The 17,350-nt window shown below is 70.6% G+C and carries 16 protein-coding genes; 4 read left to right on the forward strand and 12 right to left on the reverse strand.

The features are described 5' to 3' along the window. The first annotated feature begins 10 nt into the window (after positions 1-10). The 3 genes from FV233_RS23135 to FV233_RS23145 all read left to right on the forward strand — a co-directional run bounded on the left by FV233_RS23135 (position 11) and on the right by FV233_RS23145 (position 4,023). Entirely contained in the window at positions 11-898 is an 888-nt protein-coding gene (locus FV233_RS23135) for an ABC transporter permease (protein WP_147856569.1), read from the forward strand. 95 nt (positions 899-993) lie between these two features. Further along, on the forward strand, positions 994-2,415 hold the full coding sequence (locus FV233_RS23140; protein WP_147856568.1) for a M20 family metallopeptidase: 1,422 nt from the start codon (positions 994-996) through the stop codon (positions 2,413-2,415). Positions 2,416-2,418: 3 nt separating this feature from the next. Beyond that, complete coding sequence (locus FV233_RS23145) at positions 2,419-4,023, forward strand: ABC transporter ATP-binding protein (protein ID WP_147898917.1); 1,605 nt, start codon at positions 2,419-2,421, stop codon at positions 4,021-4,023. 601 nt (positions 4,024-4,624) lie between these two features. On the opposite strand, the gene FV233_RS23150 is transcribed toward FV233_RS23145, so the two are convergent. After that, a complete protein-coding gene (locus tag FV233_RS23150) occupies positions 4,625-5,074 on the reverse strand; it encodes a MucR family transcriptional regulator (protein ID WP_147857660.1) in 450 nt (149 codons plus the stop codon). Positions 5,075-5,326: 252 nt separating this feature from the next. After that, positions 5,327-6,265 (reverse strand): putative sulfate exporter family transporter, encoded by a 939-nt coding sequence (locus FV233_RS23155; protein WP_147898924.1) that lies wholly within the window; start codon positions 6,263-6,265, stop codon positions 5,327-5,329. A 248-nt stretch (positions 6,266-6,513) separates the two neighbouring features. Here FV233_RS23155 and FV233_RS23160 point away from each other — a divergent pair, with 248 nt between their 5' ends. Continuing rightward, a complete protein-coding gene (locus FV233_RS23160; protein WP_238260799.1) occupies positions 6,514-6,723 on the forward strand; it encodes a hypothetical protein in 210 nt (69 codons plus the stop codon). 14 nt (positions 6,724-6,737) lie between these two features. Here FV233_RS23160 and FV233_RS23165 read toward each other — a convergent pair whose 3' ends face one another. The 10 genes from FV233_RS23165 to FV233_RS23220 all read right to left on the reverse strand — a co-directional run bounded on the left by FV233_RS23165 (position 6,738) and on the right by FV233_RS23220 (position 17,157). Beyond that, a complete protein-coding gene (locus FV233_RS23165) occupies positions 6,738-7,061 on the reverse strand; it encodes a cytochrome c (protein ID WP_147898918.1) in 324 nt (107 codons plus the stop codon). Between the two features lie 11 nt (positions 7,062-7,072). Continuing rightward, a complete protein-coding gene (locus FV233_RS23170) occupies positions 7,073-8,275 on the reverse strand; it encodes a molybdopterin-dependent oxidoreductase (protein ID WP_147898925.1) in 1,203 nt (400 codons plus the stop codon). A gap of 166 nt (positions 8,276-8,441) precedes the next feature. After that, positions 8,442-9,434 (reverse strand): Ldh family oxidoreductase, encoded by a 993-nt coding sequence (locus tag FV233_RS23175; RefSeq protein ID WP_147898919.1) that lies wholly within the window; start codon positions 9,432-9,434, stop codon positions 8,442-8,444. A gap of 82 nt (positions 9,435-9,516) precedes the next feature. Then, positions 9,517-10,437 (reverse strand): ABC transporter permease, encoded by a 921-nt coding sequence (locus FV233_RS23180; protein WP_147898920.1) that lies wholly within the window; start codon positions 10,435-10,437, stop codon positions 9,517-9,519. Continuing rightward, on the reverse strand, positions 10,430-11,200 hold the full coding sequence (locus tag FV233_RS23185; RefSeq protein WP_147856321.1) for an ABC transporter ATP-binding protein: 771 nt from the start codon (positions 11,198-11,200) through the stop codon (positions 10,430-10,432). The genes FV233_RS23180 and FV233_RS23185 overlap by 8 nt, the downstream gene beginning before the upstream one ends. A 608-nt stretch (positions 11,201-11,808) precedes the next feature. Further along, on the reverse strand, positions 11,809-12,948 hold the full coding sequence (locus FV233_RS23195; protein WP_147898921.1) for an amidohydrolase/deacetylase family metallohydrolase: 1,140 nt from the start codon (positions 12,946-12,948) through the stop codon (positions 11,809-11,811). A 19-nt stretch (positions 12,949-12,967) separates the two neighbouring features. Beyond that, on the reverse strand, positions 12,968-13,975 hold the full coding sequence (locus FV233_RS23200) for an oligopeptide/dipeptide ABC transporter ATP-binding protein (RefSeq protein WP_147856323.1): 1,008 nt from the start codon (positions 13,973-13,975) through the stop codon (positions 12,968-12,970). A 259-nt stretch (positions 13,976-14,234) separates the two neighbouring features. Then, complete coding sequence (locus FV233_RS23210; protein ID WP_147898922.1) at positions 14,235-15,248, reverse strand: ABC transporter ATP-binding protein; 1,014 nt, start codon at positions 15,246-15,248, stop codon at positions 14,235-14,237. Continuing rightward, entirely contained in the window at positions 15,245-16,219 is a 975-nt protein-coding gene (locus tag FV233_RS23215; protein WP_187278209.1) for an ABC transporter permease, read from the reverse strand. Before FV233_RS23215 ends, FV233_RS23210 begins: the two co-directional genes overlap by 4 nt. After that, positions 16,216-17,157, reverse strand: a complete 942-nt coding sequence (locus FV233_RS23220) for an ABC transporter permease (protein ID WP_147898923.1) — start codon at positions 17,155-17,157, stop codon at positions 16,216-16,218. The genes FV233_RS23215 and FV233_RS23220 overlap by 4 nt, the downstream gene beginning before the upstream one ends. Positions 17,158-17,350: the final 193 nt, after the last annotated feature.

Consider the following 17,350-nt stretch of genomic DNA (forward strand, 5'->3'; position numbering starts at 1 on the left):
CCCCCCGAACATAGAGGTCCCGGCCGCCCTGGCGCCGGTACGCTCGCCGACCGGCATCGTGCTCCGGCGCGGCCTGCATCACGCCGGCTTCCTGATCGGGGCCGGCATCCTCGGGCTGATCGTGCTGGCCGCGCTGGCCGCCCCGCTGATCGCCCCGCACGACCCCTATGCGCAGGACGTCTCGCGCCGCCTGATCCCGCCGATCTGGCAGGCCAAGGGCAACTGGGACCACGTGCTCGGCACCGACAAGCTCGGGCGCGACTATCTCAGCCGCCTGCTCTACGGCGGCCAGATCTCCCTGCTGATCGGGATCTCGGCGGCGCTGATCTCCGGGCTGATCGGCACGGTGCTCGGCCTCTGCGCCGGCTATTTCGGCGGCTGGGTCGATTCGGTGGTGAGCTACATCGTGACCACCCGGCTGGCGATGCCCGTGGTGCTGGTGGCCCTGGCCATGGCGTCGCTGGTCGGCGGCTCGCTCAAGGTCGTGGTGCTGGTGCTGGGCTTCCTGCTCTGGGACCGCTTCGCCGTGGTGACCCGGGCCGCCACGCAGCAGATCCGGAACCAGGATTTCGTCTCGGCCGCCCGCGCCTCGGGCCTCACCGACCTGCGCATCATCGGCCAAGAAATCCTGCCCAACATCCTCAACGCGCTGATCGTCGTGGCGACCCTGGAGATGGCGCACGCGATCCTGCTCGAAGCCGCCCTGTCGTTCCTGGGCCTCGGGGTGCAGCCGCCGCTGCCGTCCTGGGGCCTGATGATCGCCGAGGGCAAGCAGTACATGTTCTTCCAGCCCTGGGTGATCACCATTCCGGGTGTGGCGCTCCTCTTCCTCGTGCTGGCGATCAACCTCCTGGGCGACGGCCTGCGCGACATCACGGCCCCCGAGGGCCGGCATTGATCAGACGTCCGGGGGCGCCCCGGACCGGCCGACCAGCCCCGGCGGCGCGGGATCCGTTCCGAAGCCGAACCGCAATGTTTCACGGGAAACACACCATGACGCGAGACGCCGCCATCGGGCGCGCAACCGACACCTTCGACGCCGGCGCGTTCCTCGCGCTCATGCGGGAGGCGGTCGCCTACCCGACCGAGAGCCAGGCGCCCGGCCAGGAGGCGGCCCTGCACGCCTATCTCGACACCTTCATCACCCCTCTCGTCACCCGCCTCGGCTTCGAGACACCCAAAAAACACGACAATCCGGACGGGGTGCACGGCCCGTTCCTGATCGCCGAGCGGCACGAGGGACCGGACCTCCCCACCGTGCTGATCTATGGCCACGGCGACACGGTGCGGGGCTATCCGGAGCAATGGCGCGCGGGGCTGGCCCCCTGGGAGATCGTGGTCGAGGGCGACCGCTGGTACGGGCGCGGCACCGCCGACAACAAGGGCCAGCACATCATCAACCTCGCGGCCTTGGAGCAGGTGATCGCGGCGCGCGACGGCCGCCTCGGCTTCAACGTGAAGCTGCTGATCGAGATGGGCGAGGAATCCGGCTCACCGGGCCTGCGCCCGTTCTGCCGTGCGCAAGCGGAGGCCCTGCGCGCCGACGTGCTGATCGCCTCGGACGGGCCGCGGCTCAGCGCCGAGCGCCCGACGCTCTTCCTGGGCTCCCGCGGCGCGTACAATTTCGAGCTGAGCCTGAACCTGCGCGAGGGCCCGCACCATTCCGGCAATTGGGGCGGCCTGCTGCGCAACCCCGGTACGGTTCTGGCCTCGGCGATCGCCTCGATGGTCGATGCCCGCGGCAGCATCCTGGTCGCGGCCCTGCGGCCGCCGCCCATCCCCGAGGGCGTGCGCGCGGCGCTCCGCGACATCCGGGTCGGCGAGGATCCGACCGCCCCGACGATCGATTCCGATTGGGGCGAGCCCGGGCTCTCCCCGGCCGAGCGGGTCTTCGCCTGGAACACCCTGGAAGTCCTGGCCTTCAAGACCGGCGATCCGGACGGGCCGCTCAACGCGGTGCCGCCCCACGCCAAGGCGACCCTGCAGCTGCGCTTCGTGGTCGGCACCGACTGGCAGAACCTGATCCAGAACGTGCGCGCCCATCTCGACGCCAACGGTTTCCCCATGATCGAGGTCCGGCCGGCCCGGGCTTCGGAGGTTTTCCAAGCGACGCGGCTGCCGGTGGAAGACCCTTGGGTGGACTGGGCGCTTCTCTCGATCGAGGCGAGCGCCGGAAAAAAACCGGCCCTGCTGCCCAATCTCGGCGGTTCGCTGCCGAACGACGCCTTCTCGGAGATCCTCGGCCTGCCGACCCTCTGGGTGCCGCATTCCTACCCGGCCTGCCGCCAGCACGGGCCGGACGAGCACATGCTCGCCTCCAGCACCCGCGAGGGCCTGGCGATCATGGCCGGGCTGTTCTGGGATCTCGGCGAGGCCGGGCCGGACATCCTGCGCCGCCGCGCCGCGAGGAGCTGAACCATGAGCGAGCCGGTCGTCCGCATCCGTGACCTGACGATCGCGCTCCCCAAGGGCGCCGACCGTCCCTACGCCGTCGAGGGCCTGAACCTCGACCTGGAGCCCGGCAGGATCCTCTGCGTGGTGGGGGAATCCGGCTCCGGCAAGTCGATGAGCGCCTACGCGCTCACCGGCCTGTTGCCCCGGTCGCTCAAGCCCGAGGGCGGTTCGATCCTGTTCGAGGGACGGGACCTGCTGAGCCTGGACGAGCCGGCCTGGCGCGCCCTGCGCGGGCGGCGGATCGCCATGGTGTTCCAGGAGCCGATGACCGCGCTCAACCCGGTGATGCGCATCGGCGACCAGATCGCCGAGATGTTCGAGGCGCATAACCTGCTCACCCGGGCCGAGCGGCGGGCCCGGGCGGTGGCTCTGGCGACCGAGGTCGGGCTGCCCAACCCCGAGGAGGCGGTGCGGGCCTATCCGCACCAGCTCTCCGGCGGCCAGCGGCAGCGGGCGATGATAGCCATGGCGTTGGCCCTGGAGCCGTCGGTCCTGGTCGCCGACGAGCCGACCACGGCGCTGGACGTGACCACCCAGGCCCAGATCCTGAAGCTGATCCGCGAGTTGCAGCGCAAGCGCGGGATGAGCGTCCTGTTCATCACCCATGATTTCGGCGTGGTCGCGGAGATCGCCGACCACGTGGCGGTGCTCCAGCGCGGCCGGCTGGTCGAATCGGGCAGCGCCGAGGCGGTGCTGCCCGATCCCCAGGCCCCCTACACGAAGGCGCTGCTCGCCGCGGTGCCGAGCCTGACCCCGCCGGTGCGGGCCAGCGTGCAGGCGTCTCCGGTGGCCCTGTCGGTGGTCGGGCTATCCAAGACCTACACCACCAAGGCGGGCCTGTTCGGCAAGCCCCGGGTGGTCGCGGCGGTCAAGGAGGTCGCCTTCGACGTGCGGCGCGGCGAGACCCTGGGGCTGGTCGGCGAATCCGGCTCCGGCAAGTCGACTACGGCACGGCTCGCGATCCGGCTGATCGAGCCCGACGGCGGCACCGTCCGGCTCGGCAGCCTCGACTACACCGCCCTCCGGAGCGCGGACCTGCGGGCGCAGCGCAGCCGCATCCAGATGATCTTCCAGGACCCGTTCGCCTCGCTGAATCCGCGCCGCACCGTGGAGCAGATCATCATGGCGGGCCCGATCGCCCACGGCGTGCCGGCCGCGGAGGCGCGGGAGCGCACCCGGAACCTCCTCGACCTCGTCGGCCTCGACCCGAAGGCGGCCGCCCGCTACCCGAACGCCTTCTCGGGCGGCCAGCGCCAGCGCATCGGCATCGCCCGGGCGCTCGCCATGGAACCGGACGTGCTGGTGGCCGACGAGGCGGTCTCCGCGCTCGACGTCTCGGTCCAGCGTCAGGTGCTGGATCTCCTCGAGGACCTGAAGCAGCGGCTGTCGCTGGCGATGCTGTTCATCACCCACGACCTGCGGGTGGCGGCCACGATCTGCGACCGGATCGCCGTGATGCATCGCGGTGCCATCGTGGAGATGCGCACCACCGCCGACCTGTTCGCGGCCCCCGAGCACGCCTACACCCGCAGCCTCCTCGCCGCGGTGCCGGGCGCCCGGGCTTCGTAGGGGCCGCCGCGCGGCTGGAAGGATGCGGGTCGCCCACGGCGCTCCAACTGTGCGCGACCCATCGCGTCGCCGCGTCGGGCCCGCATCGCGCGGCGGCGCCCGAGGCCTGTCCCGTCGCCTCCCGACGGATGCCACGGGATGCCGTGGGACACAGAGACAAGTTTTTTGGACGAAGTCGGTCTGTCGTGCTTCGGGCCATCCGGTAGAATGGCCACGTTGTCGAGGGTCGAGCGCCCCGGCGGACCTACGGCCGACCGAACCGTCCGTCTCCGCTCGCGCCTCGAACGCGGACGGGGACTATTTGACGTGTCGTTCTCAGCCAAGCCCGATAAGCCTCAGTCCCCGCGCAGGCGGTCCCTGCCGGACGGGCAACCGTCCCGGCGCCAGGGATCGGCGCAACGGGCCGCGCGCGGGCCGGGAACCGGCGAACACCGCGTCGTCCCCACGCCGGAGGCGGCCGCAGTGGCCGTCGGCGCCCGCATCATCTACCTGAGCTGGGCCCAGACCTTCGGCCGCCCGCCCAGCGCCCGTCTGCCCGGAATGACCGCACGCGTGCTGCCGTTCCGCAGGCGCTGACGCGCACCCTGGACAACGCCGGCGATCAGCCGTTCGTGCCGGTCCGGCGCTGCTCGGCGCGGGCGCCCGGAACACCGAGGCCGATCGCCTTGGCGAGGGCGGAGCGCTGCGCGGCGTAGCCCGGCGCCGTCATGGGGTAATCCGTCGGCAGGCCATAGCGCTCGCGGTACCGCTCCGGCGTCAGGCCGTGGGCGGTGAGATGCCGCTTGAGCGTCTTGTACGACCGCCCGTCGATGAAGCTGACGATGCCGTCCTGCTGGACCGACTTGCGGATCTGCGCCGCGGTCGGCGGCTCGATCACGGGTGCGACCTCGACGGGAACCTTGCGGTCGAGGTTGATCAGCGCGCCGTGCACGCTGGCGATCAACGCCGGCAGGGACGTGGGTGGGACGGGGTTGTTCGAGACGTAAGCCGCGACGACGTCGCCGACCAGCACGGCGAGTTCGGTGCTGCTCTCAGGATGCGTTTCGGGCACGGCGCAAGTTCCGATCTAAGCTTTCGTTGATGACCCAATGGTTCCAAAGCAAAAACCGTCGCAGTGTCAAGATGGTCTGTTCAGCCGATCGCCCGAAACGGCAGCATTTTAATGCCGACACTCTAGAAACCGCTGCTCGGACAGAGTGTTTCCACTCATCCGCTCGGCGGCTTTGTTGAGGGACCCAAGCTTAGATCTGGCAAGAATTCGAAATACAAGACTCAGAACACAATTTTAAGCCTGTCCACGCCCTCAACCGATCCCCAGGCCGCGGATCAGGGCGAGGCTGACCGCCACGAGGACGGCCAGCGACGCGGTCACCGCCAGGGTGACCCGGCCGCCGACCCGGGCGAGCATCCGCACGTCGACGCCGAGGCCGAGGGCCGCCATGGACAGCACCGTGAGCACGCCCGCGAGCTGCGTCAGCGGCTTGACCGCCGCATCCGGGATCAGCCCGAGGGAGCGGGACGTGGCCAGGACCAGGAAGCCGAGGATGAACCACGGCACCAGCTTGGTCAGGCCGGGCCGGCCCTTCGCGCCGGTCGCCTCCGCCTCGGCGCCCTCCCCGGCCTCCCGCGGCAGGCGCGGGGCGATCAGCGAGAACGCCACCACCACCGGCCCGAGCATCAGCACGCGCACGAGCTTGACCAGGGTGCCGACCTGGGTGGAGAGCAGGCTCACCGGTACGGTCGCGGCCAGCACCTGCGGGACCGCGTAGACGGTGAGCCCGGCCAGCACGCCGTACTGGTTGTCGCTCAGGCCCGCGAGCGGCACGAACAGCGGCAACCCGAGCACCATCAGCACGCCGAGCACCGCGGTGAACGCGATGGCGGCCGCGATGTCCTTGGGCTGCGCCCCGATCACCGGCGCCACCGCGGCGATGGCCGAGTTGCCGCAGATCGCGTTGCCGACGATGCCGGCCAGCAGCGCCGGACCGGAGGCCAGGATCGCCCCGAGGCTGAGCGAGGCGCCGAGCAGCACGACGGCGACCTCCAGGAGTTGCTTCGCCGAGAACGCGATGCCGGTTCGGAACCGGGCATCCGGCGTCCAGGCGGTGCGGATCGCGATCCCGATCAGGATCGCCAGCACCAGGGCCTCGACATAGGGATGGCCGGCGACCCGCTCCTCGAGCGCCTGCGCGGCCATGGCCAGGGCGGTGATCGCCGCGCACAGGCCGATGCCCGGCAGCACGGAGGTGGCCGCCCCGTCCCGCGCGGTGGTCCCGGTTTCACCCGTCCGGGCCGATGATCTGGGGCTCACGCCGGTCGCTCCACGGTCGACATCCGAGCAAAGGGAAGAAAGCGTTTGTCGCGAGCGCGCAAGAGAGAAGGACACTCTACAGCGCGAGAAAACTTCGGAAGTCCCGTCCATTGCGGCGCGGGGTTCCGAGCGCGACATTCACCGTCATGCGCACCACCCCGGATACTCGGTCGACGACGATGGCGTTCGACCCCTTTGGCGAGCCCGTCGCCGCCGGCGTAGCCGAGGCTTGCCCGACCGCTTCGGGCGACCGGACCGCGCGCCGGGTCGGTGGCGCCGTGTTCTGGGCCCTCGCCCTGACGATCCTGGCCGGCCGCATCTACGCCTACGACATGCCGGCGGTGCAGAGCGTCGCGTCCTACGCCGCGCAGGCCGTGGCGCTGCGCTGAGGCGTGGCCACCGCTCAATACGTGTCCGCCAGGTAGGCCGCGATCGCGCGGCCGTCCGCCTCGTCGATCGGGGCGTGGTAGACCTTGATCATCTTGGTCACCTCCGACTCCCAGAACGCCTTGCCCCGGCCCGGCGGCTGGGTGGCGATGTAGTCGACGGAGTGGCAGGTCTGGCAATTGGCCTGCGCCGCGGCGAAGCCCTGCGCTTGGCCACCCGACTCATCCCTGGGGGCCTGCAACTCGGCCGTGGGATCCGGCACCGCGTAGCTGCGCGGGGCCGCGAGGGCGGTGCCGGCGACCAGGCCGGCGATCGTCGATCCGAGAAGAAGCGCGCGCATCCCGTTCTCCCTCACGCCGCCCGGACCCGGGTGGTCTCGACCCCGTTGCGCATGTACCCGGACGGGTTCCAGCGCGAGTCCATCGGCTGCGTGCTGCCGTCGTTGGCGGTGGCCCGGACCCGGATGCTGTGCGCACCCGCGGCCAGGTCGAGGGTGAGCGACCAGGGCCGGAACGCGTAGGGGCCGAGATCCTGGCCCAGGGCGGCCTGCGTCCAGGTCCGGCCGTCGTCGGTGGACACCGCGACCGTCCGGATCCCGGATCCGCCGTCGAACGCGATACCGCGCAGGCGCACCGGACCGGCCTTGATGTCCGCCCCGTCGGCGAGATTGGTCAGGAACGACCGCACGTTGAGCCGGCCGATCGGTACCGTGGCTGTGGCGGCCTGGCCCGGCTCCGTGCAGGCGCAAGGATTGTCCGGGATGCGGTAGGCGCTCTTCATGAAGAAGCCGTCGAACGGCGTGTCGCGCACCGTGATCGCGTTCAGGTGCTTGACCCAGTAGGTGCCGTAGAAGCCCGGCACCACGAGGCGCAGCGGAAACCCGTTGAGCCAGGGTAGGTCCTCGCCGTTCATATCCCAGGCCAGCATCACCTCGCCGTCACGGGCATGGTCGATGCCGAGCGCCTTCACGAAATCCGGGGTCTCGGGCAGGACCGGCCCGTCCATCCCGTCGAACGTGACCTGCACGGCCCCCGGCTTCACCCCGGCCCGGTCGAGCACGCTCTTCAGCGGCACGCCGGTCCAGCGCGCGCAGCCCATGGCGCCGTTGGCGAGCTGACCGCCGGCCATGCGCGGCTCGAAGAAGCCGCGCGAGTTCCCCGAGCATTGGTTGACCGCCACGATCTCGGTCCGCCCCGGCAGCGCCTTGATCTCCGCGAGCGACAGCGAGACCGGGCGCTCGACATGGCCGGCGATGCCGAGCCGGAACGTGTCCGGGTCGATCTCCAGGGGGATGTCGGCCAGGTGATAGCGGACGAAGAAGGCGTCGTTGGGGGTGATCGCGCCCTCGTCGAACACCGAGAACGGCGTCTCCAGCTGGGGCGGCCGGGCCGTGGTCTGCAGGAGCGGACGCTTGCCCGGATAGGCGACCAGCGGGCGCGTGCCGTTGCCGAAGGGAAGTGCAACCGCCTCGGCCCGGGCGCGCAAGGGCGTCGCCGCAACGGCCAGCGCGCCGAGGCCGCCCTGGAGAACGCGGCGCCTGTCGAGATGAGCCATCGTCGCGTCCTTCATCCGCCGTCCCGGCATACCGAGCGTTCCTGCACGGACGCCCCTCGCTCCGGCTGTCTCGGGCGCCTCTACCCTGGCGGTGTATCAGACTTTCCCTTGCCCGAACCGCTTCGCGCCGCAGCGTGCGTGTTTCAAGGGAAACATGGCGCGGCCGTCATCCCAGCGCGGCGATCTCGGCCACGAGGGTGTCCGGAACCGTCAGCCCGTCCCGCGCGGCGCGGGCCCGCAGGTCGAGGCGCCGGCTTCCCGGCAGGCGGGCGCCGTCCTGCGCCTCGATCGAAGCCGCCAGGACGGCGAAGCGCTCCGGGGCGTCGGGGCCGAGGGCCGTGGCGTCGATCGCCAGGATCAGCTGTCCGGTGCCGGGCGGGTCCCCCGCGGCGTCGAGGAACGAGCTGGCCTCGGCGGCGAAGCGGGCACCGGTGAGCCCGGCCGCCAGGAGTTCCACCATCAAGGCGAGCGCCGTGCCCTTGGCGTCGCCGAGCGGCGCCATCGTGCCGTCGAGGGCCGCGGCGGGATCGGTGGTCGGGCGTCCCGCGGCATCGAGCGCCCAGCCCTCCGGGATCGCTTCGCCGCGCTGCTTCGCGCCGACGATGCTGGCCCGGGCGACCTTCGACAGGGCGAGGTCGATCACGATGGGCGCCCGACCGGGTAGCGGGCAGCCGAAGGCCAGCGGGTTGGTGCCGAACACTGCCCGGCTGCCACCCCAGGGCGCCATGGCGGCGGGGGTGTTGGCGAACAGGATCGCGACGCATCCGGCCTCGGCCAGCGCCTCGACGGGCAGGCCGGCCGCCCCGCAATGATGCGAGCGGCGGATCCCGGCCGCCGCGATCCCCTGTCGGCGCGCCAGATCCGGCAGTTCCGCCAGGGCCGCGTCGAGGGCCGGGTAGGCGAAGCCGTTGCCGGCATCGACCGCCAGGAGTCCCGGCCGGGGCCGGCTCACCACCACGCGGGCATCGCCCACGACCTTGCCGGTGCGCAGTTGCGCGGCGTAGCCCGGCACCCGCGACAGGCCATGGCCCTTCAGGCCGTCCGCCTCGGCGGCGACCAGCGCGCGGGCGGTGCTGTCGGCGGCGGCAGGGGCGGCGCCACAGCGGCGGAACGCGCCGGCCGCGAGCGCGTGGGCCTCCGCGAGGGACAGGGTCGGCATGGTGGTCGAGGCTCCGGGTCACCGCGAAGGATCCGCGGGGCATACCCGAAGCCGCGCCGCTTGAGGATCGGGCCTGAGAGGATCAGGCCTGCATGCCCCAGCGCTGGATCGTCCGCCGCTCGATCGTCTGGAAGATCAGGTTCTCGACCACGAGGCCGATCAGGATCACGGTGAGCAGCCCGGCGAACACGTTCGGGATATCGAGCATGTTCTTGTTCTCGAAGATGAACCAGCCGAGCCCGCCCGCCCCGGAGCTGACGCCGAATACCAGCTCGGCCGCGATCAGCGTGCGCCACGCGAAGGCCCAGCCGACCTTCAGGCCGGTGAGGATCGACGGGAACGCGGCCGGGATCAGGATCTTGCCGATCAGCCGCGGGCCCGACAGCCCGTAATTGCGCCCGACCATCGTGAGCGTCCGGCTCACCGACAGGAAGCCCGAATGGGTGTTGAGCGCGATCGCCCAGGTCACCGAGTGGACCAGGACGAAGATCAGGCTGCCGTTGCCGAGCCCGAACCAGATCAGCGCCAGCGGCAGCAGCGCGATCGCCGGCAGCGGGTTGAACATCGACGTCAGGGTCTCGAGGAAGTCGGTCCCGATCCGCGACGCGATGGCGATGCCGGTGAGCAGGGTCGCCAGCATGACGCCGGCGGCGTAGCCCATGAGCAGCACCTTCAGCGAGCTCCAGGCCCGCGCCGGCAGCGTCCCGTCGGCGACAGCGCGGAAGAACGCCTCCATGGTGGCCGAGAAGGTCGGGAACAGCAGGTCGTTGTCGAGGTAGCGCCCGTAGGCCTCCCAGATCCCGGCGAGCAGGACCAGGATCAGGATCTTGCGCAGCCAGGCCTGGTTGTAGAGGCGCTCGAACGCCGAGAGCGGCTTCTCCACCACCGGGGCGCCGTGAGCGTGGCCGGTCTCCCGCACGATCTCGGGGCGGGCCGGATCCGTGGCGGCGGGGCGCGGCGGTACGGTCAGGGGAGCGCCGGTCAGGGCGCGCGCGCTAGACATTCTCCGCCTCCTGGATCTCTTCCGAAAAGAGCATCTGCTGGATGCGGTTCTCGAGCCGCAGTGCCGCTTCCGGGGTCGCGGCGCTGTTGAGCTCGGCCTTGACCTCGCCGGGATGGGGCGAGAGCAGCAGGATGCGCGAGCCGACCTTGATCGCCTCGGGGATCGAGTGCGTCACGAACAGCACCGTGAAGCGCGTCTCCTCCCAGAGCATCAGCAGCTCGTCCTGCATGCGCCGCCGGGTGAGCGCGTCGAGCGCCGCGAACGGCTCGTCCATCAGCAGGATGTCGGGCTCCATCGCCATGCCGCGCGCGATGGCGACGCGCTGCTTCATGCCGCCCGACAGAGTGTGCGGGTAGCTGTCGGCGAACTTCGTGAGGTTGACCTTGTCGATGTAGAGGTTCGCCCGCTCCAGCGCCTCCCGCCCCTTCAGCCGGCCCGAGGCTTCGAGGGCGAAGACCACGTTCTGCCGGACCGTCTTCCACGGCAGCAGCTGGTCGAATTCCTGGAACACCATCATCCGGTCGGGGCCGGGCTCGGTCACCGGGCGGCCTTTCAGCCGGATCTCGCCCTCGGTGGGAGCCATGTAGCCGCCCACCGCCTTGAGCAGGGTCGACTTCCCGCACCCGGAGGGTCCGAGCAGGACGAACCGGTCCCCGGGCCAGATCCGGAAGCTCACCCGGTAGGTGGCCGTGACGAGGTGCTCGGGCGTCTTGTAGCGGAGCGTGACGCCGTCGACCTCCAGCAGAGGCTGACCCGTATCCATCCATCCTCCCTGGCGCCGCGGCTTGAGCCGCGTGTCGCTGATCGTCCGGCGATGGTCCGGACCTCACGGGAAAGTGTAGGGTCGATGCGGCGAGGCTGTAAAGCCTGGTATTCTTAATAAACTAGGATTGCTGTCCGGGTTGAGAGGGTTGTTTAATGGTTGACGGTGCGTTGCAGGCTATGGGTTGCAACTATGGTGCAGCGCAAAACCGTCCGGGTAGGAAACGCGCTGGCGCCGGCGCTCAGTTGATCTTCCTCGGGATCAGAGCCTTCACAGAGGTGAGGCAGGCAAAATCGAACCGACACATCGTCGCCTTGTCGATCGCCCCGACGGCGTGGGAATCCGTGGCGGCTGCGTGAAGTGATCGGAGTGCATCGCTGCGGTGTGTCTTCTTCGGGCTACGCATCATCGATCCCCCTCTTATTCCGACTCTCGACGTGATCCTGAGGTGCGAGCGAAGCGAGCCTCGAAGGAGCCCTCCCGAGAGCGCTGAGACTTCTGGAGAGCTCCTTCGAGGCTGCTGCGCAGCACCTCAGGATGAGGGAGAAGAGTGGGATATCGGTTGGTTAGAACCGTCCTTCGACCGAGATCGTGCGATCAAACAGGCCTCAAACCGGATGCCACCACCGGCCCCGCAGCACCACGCCCTCAGAAAAGATCCGCTGGGCGCCGGTCATGTGCTCGCCCCGCGTGTCCACGTAATCGAACGCCCCGTCCTGCACCGACAGCACGGTGGCGTCGCCGAGCGCCCCGACCTTCAGGGTCCCGTATTCCATGCGCTTGAGCGCCACCGCGGCGTTGACCGTGGAGGCGGCGACGACGTCGTGCAGGCTCATGCCGAGGCAGAGCATTTTTGACATGGTGGTGACCTGATCGAAGGCCGGCCCGTCGATGCAGAGCTGGTGCACGTCGGACGAGATCGTGTCCGGTAAAAAACCGCCCGCCAGCATGGCCCGGGCGGTCTTGAACGCGAACGAGCCTTTGCCGTGGCCGATATCGAAGAGCACGCCCCGGGCCCGGGCCTCCCGCAGGGCGGGCTTCACGGCGCCCTGGGCGGTGATCGGGGAATTCGGGAACGGCCGGAAGGCGTGGGTCAGCACGTCGCCCGGGCGCAGCATGGCCAGCACCGCCTCGTAGCTCGGCGGCGGCTCGTCGATATGGGCCATCAGCGGCAGGCCGGTCTCCTCGGCGACCTGCAGGGCGATGTCGAGGGGCGCGGTGCCCTGGTCGCCGGAGGCGTGACGCCCGACCCGGACCTTGATGCCGACGATCACGTCCCGGTTGGCCTCGACCACCTCCACGGCCTCGCGGGGCGCCATCAGCCGCGGATCCTCGCTCTCGCCGACCATGATGGTCTTCGAGAAGCCGAAGATGCCGGCGAAGGAGACGTGCAGGTAGGCGAGGATCCGCGCCTCCGAGCGGTCGATGACGTGCTTGCGAAATCCGGAAAAGTTGCCGGGCCCGGCGCTGCCGGTATCGACCGAGGTCGTCACCCCGGAGGTCCGGCAGAACGCGTCGGCGTCGATGCCCAGCGAGGTACCGCCCCAGTAGACGTGGGTGTGCAGGTCGATCAGCCCGGGCGTGACGATCGCGCCCGCCATCGCGCGCACCTGCGTGCCCGGGCCCGCGACCAGTTCACGGCCGAAGCCCGAGACCCGGCCCTGCGCGAAGGCTACGTCGCCGATCCCGTCGTGGTTCTGGGACGGGTCGATGATCCGCGCACCCTTGAGGATGAGGTCGTGCGGCACGGCTGTCTCCGGGATCGTGTCAGGCCGCGACCGCCGGTGCGGACGCGTCGTCGTTGAGGTGGCAGGCGGCCAGGTGGCCGGCGCCCACCGGATCGAGGCGGGGCTCCTCGACCCGGCAGCGTTCGAAGGCCTGCGGGCAGCGGGTGTGGAAGCGGCAGCCGGCGGGCGGATTGATCGGGCTCGGGACGTCGCCCTTGAGCACGATGCGGGTGCGCCCGGCCCCGGGCTCCGGGATCGGCACCGCCGAGAGCAGGGCCTGGGTGTAGGGGTGCTTCGGGGCCAGGAACAGCTCCCGCCGCGGGCCGATCTCGACGATCTTGCCGAGATACATCACCGCCACCCGGTGGGTCATGTGCTCCACGATGGCGAGGTCGTGCGAGATGAACAGCATCGCGAGGTCGAGCTCGCGCTGCAGGTCGCGCAGCAGGTTGACGATCTGGGCCTTCACCGAGACGTCGAGCGCCGAGACCGCCTCGTCGCAGATGATCAGGTCCGGCTCGGCGGCGAGCGCCCGGGCGATGCCGATGCGCTGGCGCTGGCCGCCCGAGAATTCGTGGGGCCAGCGCCCCAACGCCTCGCGCGGCAGGCCGACCCGCTCCATCAGGGCGGCGAGCTTCGCCTCGAGGTCGGCCGAGCCCTTGGCCAGCCCGAAGTTGCGGATCGGCTCGGCCAGGATCGCCCGCACCCGCATGCGCGGGTTGAGGGACGAGAACGGGTCCTGGAACACCATCTGCATCCGCCGGCGCAGGGGCCGCAGGGTGCCGGCCGAGAGGTCGTCGATGCGTCGGCCGGCCAACACCACCTGCCCGGCGGTGGGGGCGTAGAGGCGCATCAGCGCCTTGGCGACCGTGGACTTGCCGCAGCCGGATTCGCCGACCAGCGACAGGGTCTCGCCCCGGTCCACCGTGAAGGACAGGCCGTCCACCGCCTTGAGCACCCGGGTCGATCGGCCGAACAGGCCGCCGCCGAGGGAAAAGTGCTTCTTGAGGTCGTTGACCTGGAGGAGCGTGCGGGCGGTCGTGGTCACGGGCGGGTCTCCGTGACGGCGTGGGGCGGGACGCCGCCTGGTTCTCCCCTCCCCCCTCGGCGGGGGAGGGTGGCCCTCGCGTCAGCGAGGGTCGGGAGAGGGGAGCAACGGTGCAGGATGTGGCGATCATCGCGCCCTCGCCGGAAGCGGCGCTCCCCTCTCCCCCCCTGCTCCGCAGGGTACCCTCCCCCGCAGAGGGGGGAGGGGAAAGCGCGCGGCTGCCTCGGGAGGCCCGACTCGGCGGTCTCACGAAAAAAAATCATGCCGCGAGGGCGTCCTTGGGCGCGTAGTGGCAGGCGGCGAGGTGCGCGGGGGCCTTCGGCTCCAGGGCTGGGGCGTAGGCGCGGCACAGGTCGGTCACGTCCGGGCAGCGGCCGGCGAAGACGCAGCCCTCGATCCGCTGCTTCAGGCTCGGGACCATGCCGGGAATCTCGGCGAGCCGCTCGGTGGCGCCGTGCTCGACAGCGCCGAGCTTGGGCACCGCCCCCATCAGGCCGCGGGTGTAGGGATGGCGCGGGGCGCGGAACAGGTCGCGGACCGAGGCCTCCTCGACCTTCCGGCCGGCATACATCACCACCACCCGGTCGGCGACCTCGGCGACCACGCCGAGATCGTGGGTGATCAGCATGATCGCGGCGCCGACCCGACGCTTCAGGTCGCGCATCAGGTCGAGGATCTGGGCCTGGATGGTCACGTCGAGGGCCGTGGTCGGCTCGTCGGCGATCAGGAGTTTCGGCGAGCAGGCGAGCGCGATGGCGATCATCACCCGCTGGCGCATGCCGCCCGAGAGTTGGTGCGGGTATTCCCGCACCCGGCGCACCGGCTCGGGGATGCCGACCAGCGTCAGCATCTCCACGGCCCGGGCCTCGGCCTCGCGCCGGCTCAGACCCTGGTGCAGCCGCAGGGTCTCGCCGATCTGGCGGCCCACCGTCAGCACCGGGTTCAAGCTGGTCATCGGCTCCTGGAAGATGACGCTGATGTCGTTGCCGCGGATCTTGCGCATCGCCCGGTCGGGCAGGTCGAGGAGGTTCGTCCCCTCGAACCGGATGGCGCCGGCGATGCTGGCCGGCGGCTCGGGCAGGAGCCGCAGGATCGACATCGCGGTCACCGACTTGCCGCAGCCGGATTCGCCGACGATCGCCAGGGTCTCCCCCGCCTGGATGGCGAAGGACACGCCGTCCACCGCGCGGTTCGCCCCGTCGGGGGTGCGGAAATGGACCTGCAAGCTCTCGATCGACAGGAGGGGTGTGCCGCTCACGCTGCTGGTCCTCATGCGTCTTTGGCCATGCGGGGATCGAGGGCGTCGCGCAGGCCGTCGCCGACGAGGTTCACCGCGAGCACCGTCATGGACAGGAAGATCGCAGGGAACAGGATGATGTAGAACTTCACCTGCCAGAGGGCCCGGCCCTCGGCCATGATGTTGCCCCAGGACGGCGTCGACGGCGGCACGCCCGCGCCGATGAACGACAGGATCGCCTCGGTGATCATCGCGGAGGCGCAGATGTAGGTCGCCTGCACGGTCATGGGCGCCAGGGTGTTGGGCAGGATGTGGCGCCAGATGATCGCCGGCATGCGCGTGCCCGTGGTCACGGCGGCCTCGACATAGGGCTGCTCGCGCAAGGACAGCACGACGCCCCGGACCAGCCGGGCGACCCGGGGGATCTCCGCGATGGTGATCGCCACGATCACGTTCTGGACCGATCCGCGGGTGAGCGCCATCAGGGTGATCGCCAGCAGGATCGGCGGGATCGACATCATGCCGTCCACGATCCGCATCACGATGCCGTCGAGCCAGCGCACCATCCCGGAGACGAGCCCGACCGCGAGCCCCGCCACCGAGGCGAGGAGCGCCACGGAAAAGCCGACCAGCAGTGAGACCCGGGCGCCGTAGACCACCCGCGAATAGATGTCCCGGCCGAGCATGTCGGTGCCGAACCAGTACTGGGCCGACGGCACGCGGGTGCGCTTGGCCGGCGCCAGGGCGGTCGGGTCGACGGTGCCGAGATAGGGCGCGAGCACCGCCATCAGGAACACGATCAGCAGCAGGACCCCGCCGGCCACGATGGTCGGGTTGCGGCGGATGTAGGTCCAGACCCGGCCCCGGCGCCGCCGAGCCGGGATCACGTCCGGCAGCGGCGCCGCGACGGCGAGGCCCGCGGGGGGCGGCTCCTTGTGCGGCTTGCCCTTGAGCGACGGGTCCGCGGCGCGCGGCGGACCGGAGAGAGGCGCGACGGTCGCGGTCAATAGCGGATCCTCGGGTCGAGCAAGGTGTAGAACAGGTCGATGGCGAGGTTCACCAGCACGTAGACGAAGCTGAACAGCAGGACGACGCCCTGGATGACCGGGTAATCGCGCCGCAGGATCGCATCGACCGTGAGGCGCCCGAGGCCGGGGATCGCGAACACCGTCTCGGTGACCACGGCGCCGCCGATCAGCAGCGCGATGCCGATGCCGATCACGGTGACGATCGGCACCGCGGCGTTCTTGAGGGCGTGGATGAACAGCACCGGCCCCTGCGCCAGCCCCTTGGCCCGGGCGGTGCGCACGTAATCCTGGCTCAGCACGTCCAGCATGGTCGCCCGCGTCACCCGGGCGATCAGCGCGATGTAGACGAGGCCCAGCGTCACCGCGGGCAGGATCAGGTTCGCGAACCACGGCCACAGGCCCTGCTCGATCGGCGTGTAGCCCTGCACCGGCAGCCAGCCGAGCTCGAGGGCGAACACGTAGGCGAGCACGTAGCCGACCACGAAGACCGGCACCGAGAAGCCCATCACGGCGAGCCCCATGACCAGGCGGTCGATCAGGCTCCCGGCCTTCCAGGCCGCCACGACGCCGAGCGGCACCGCCACCACGATCGCCAGGATCAGGGTGACGAGCATCAGCGACACGGTCGGCTGCACCCGCTGGCCGATCATCGTGGTGACCGGCAGGTTGGTGAAGATCGAGGTGCCGAGGTCCCCGTGCAGGATCTGCCAGGACCATTCGCCGAACCGGACCAGGAACGGCCGGTCGAGGCCGAGCGAGGCTCGGATGCGCGCCACGTCGTCCGGCGTCGCCTGATCGCCCGCGATGATCGCGGCCGGATCGCCGGGGGCGAAGTAGAGGAGGCTGAAGACGAACAAGCCGACCACCGCCATCACCGGGATGGTGGCCAGGATGCGCCTGCCGATATAGCCGAGCATGGGTCCTCCGCTATCGTGCCGGGCCGAGGGCGCGGCGAGCGCCGCCGCGCGCCCTCCCCCCTCTGCGGGGGAGGGTGGCCCCTGCGTCAGCAGGGGTCGGGCCGGGACGAAGTCCCGCAAGAGGGGAGCGACGCTTCCGAGAGGGGCGCGGCAGGTGTGAAGGCCTCAGCCCGATCCTGCACCGTCGCTCCCC

The sequence above is a fragment of the Methylobacterium sp. WL7 genome (genome assembly GCF_008040085.1).
GTDB lineage: Bacteria > Pseudomonadota > Alphaproteobacteria > Rhizobiales > Beijerinckiaceae > Methylobacterium > Methylobacterium mesophilicum.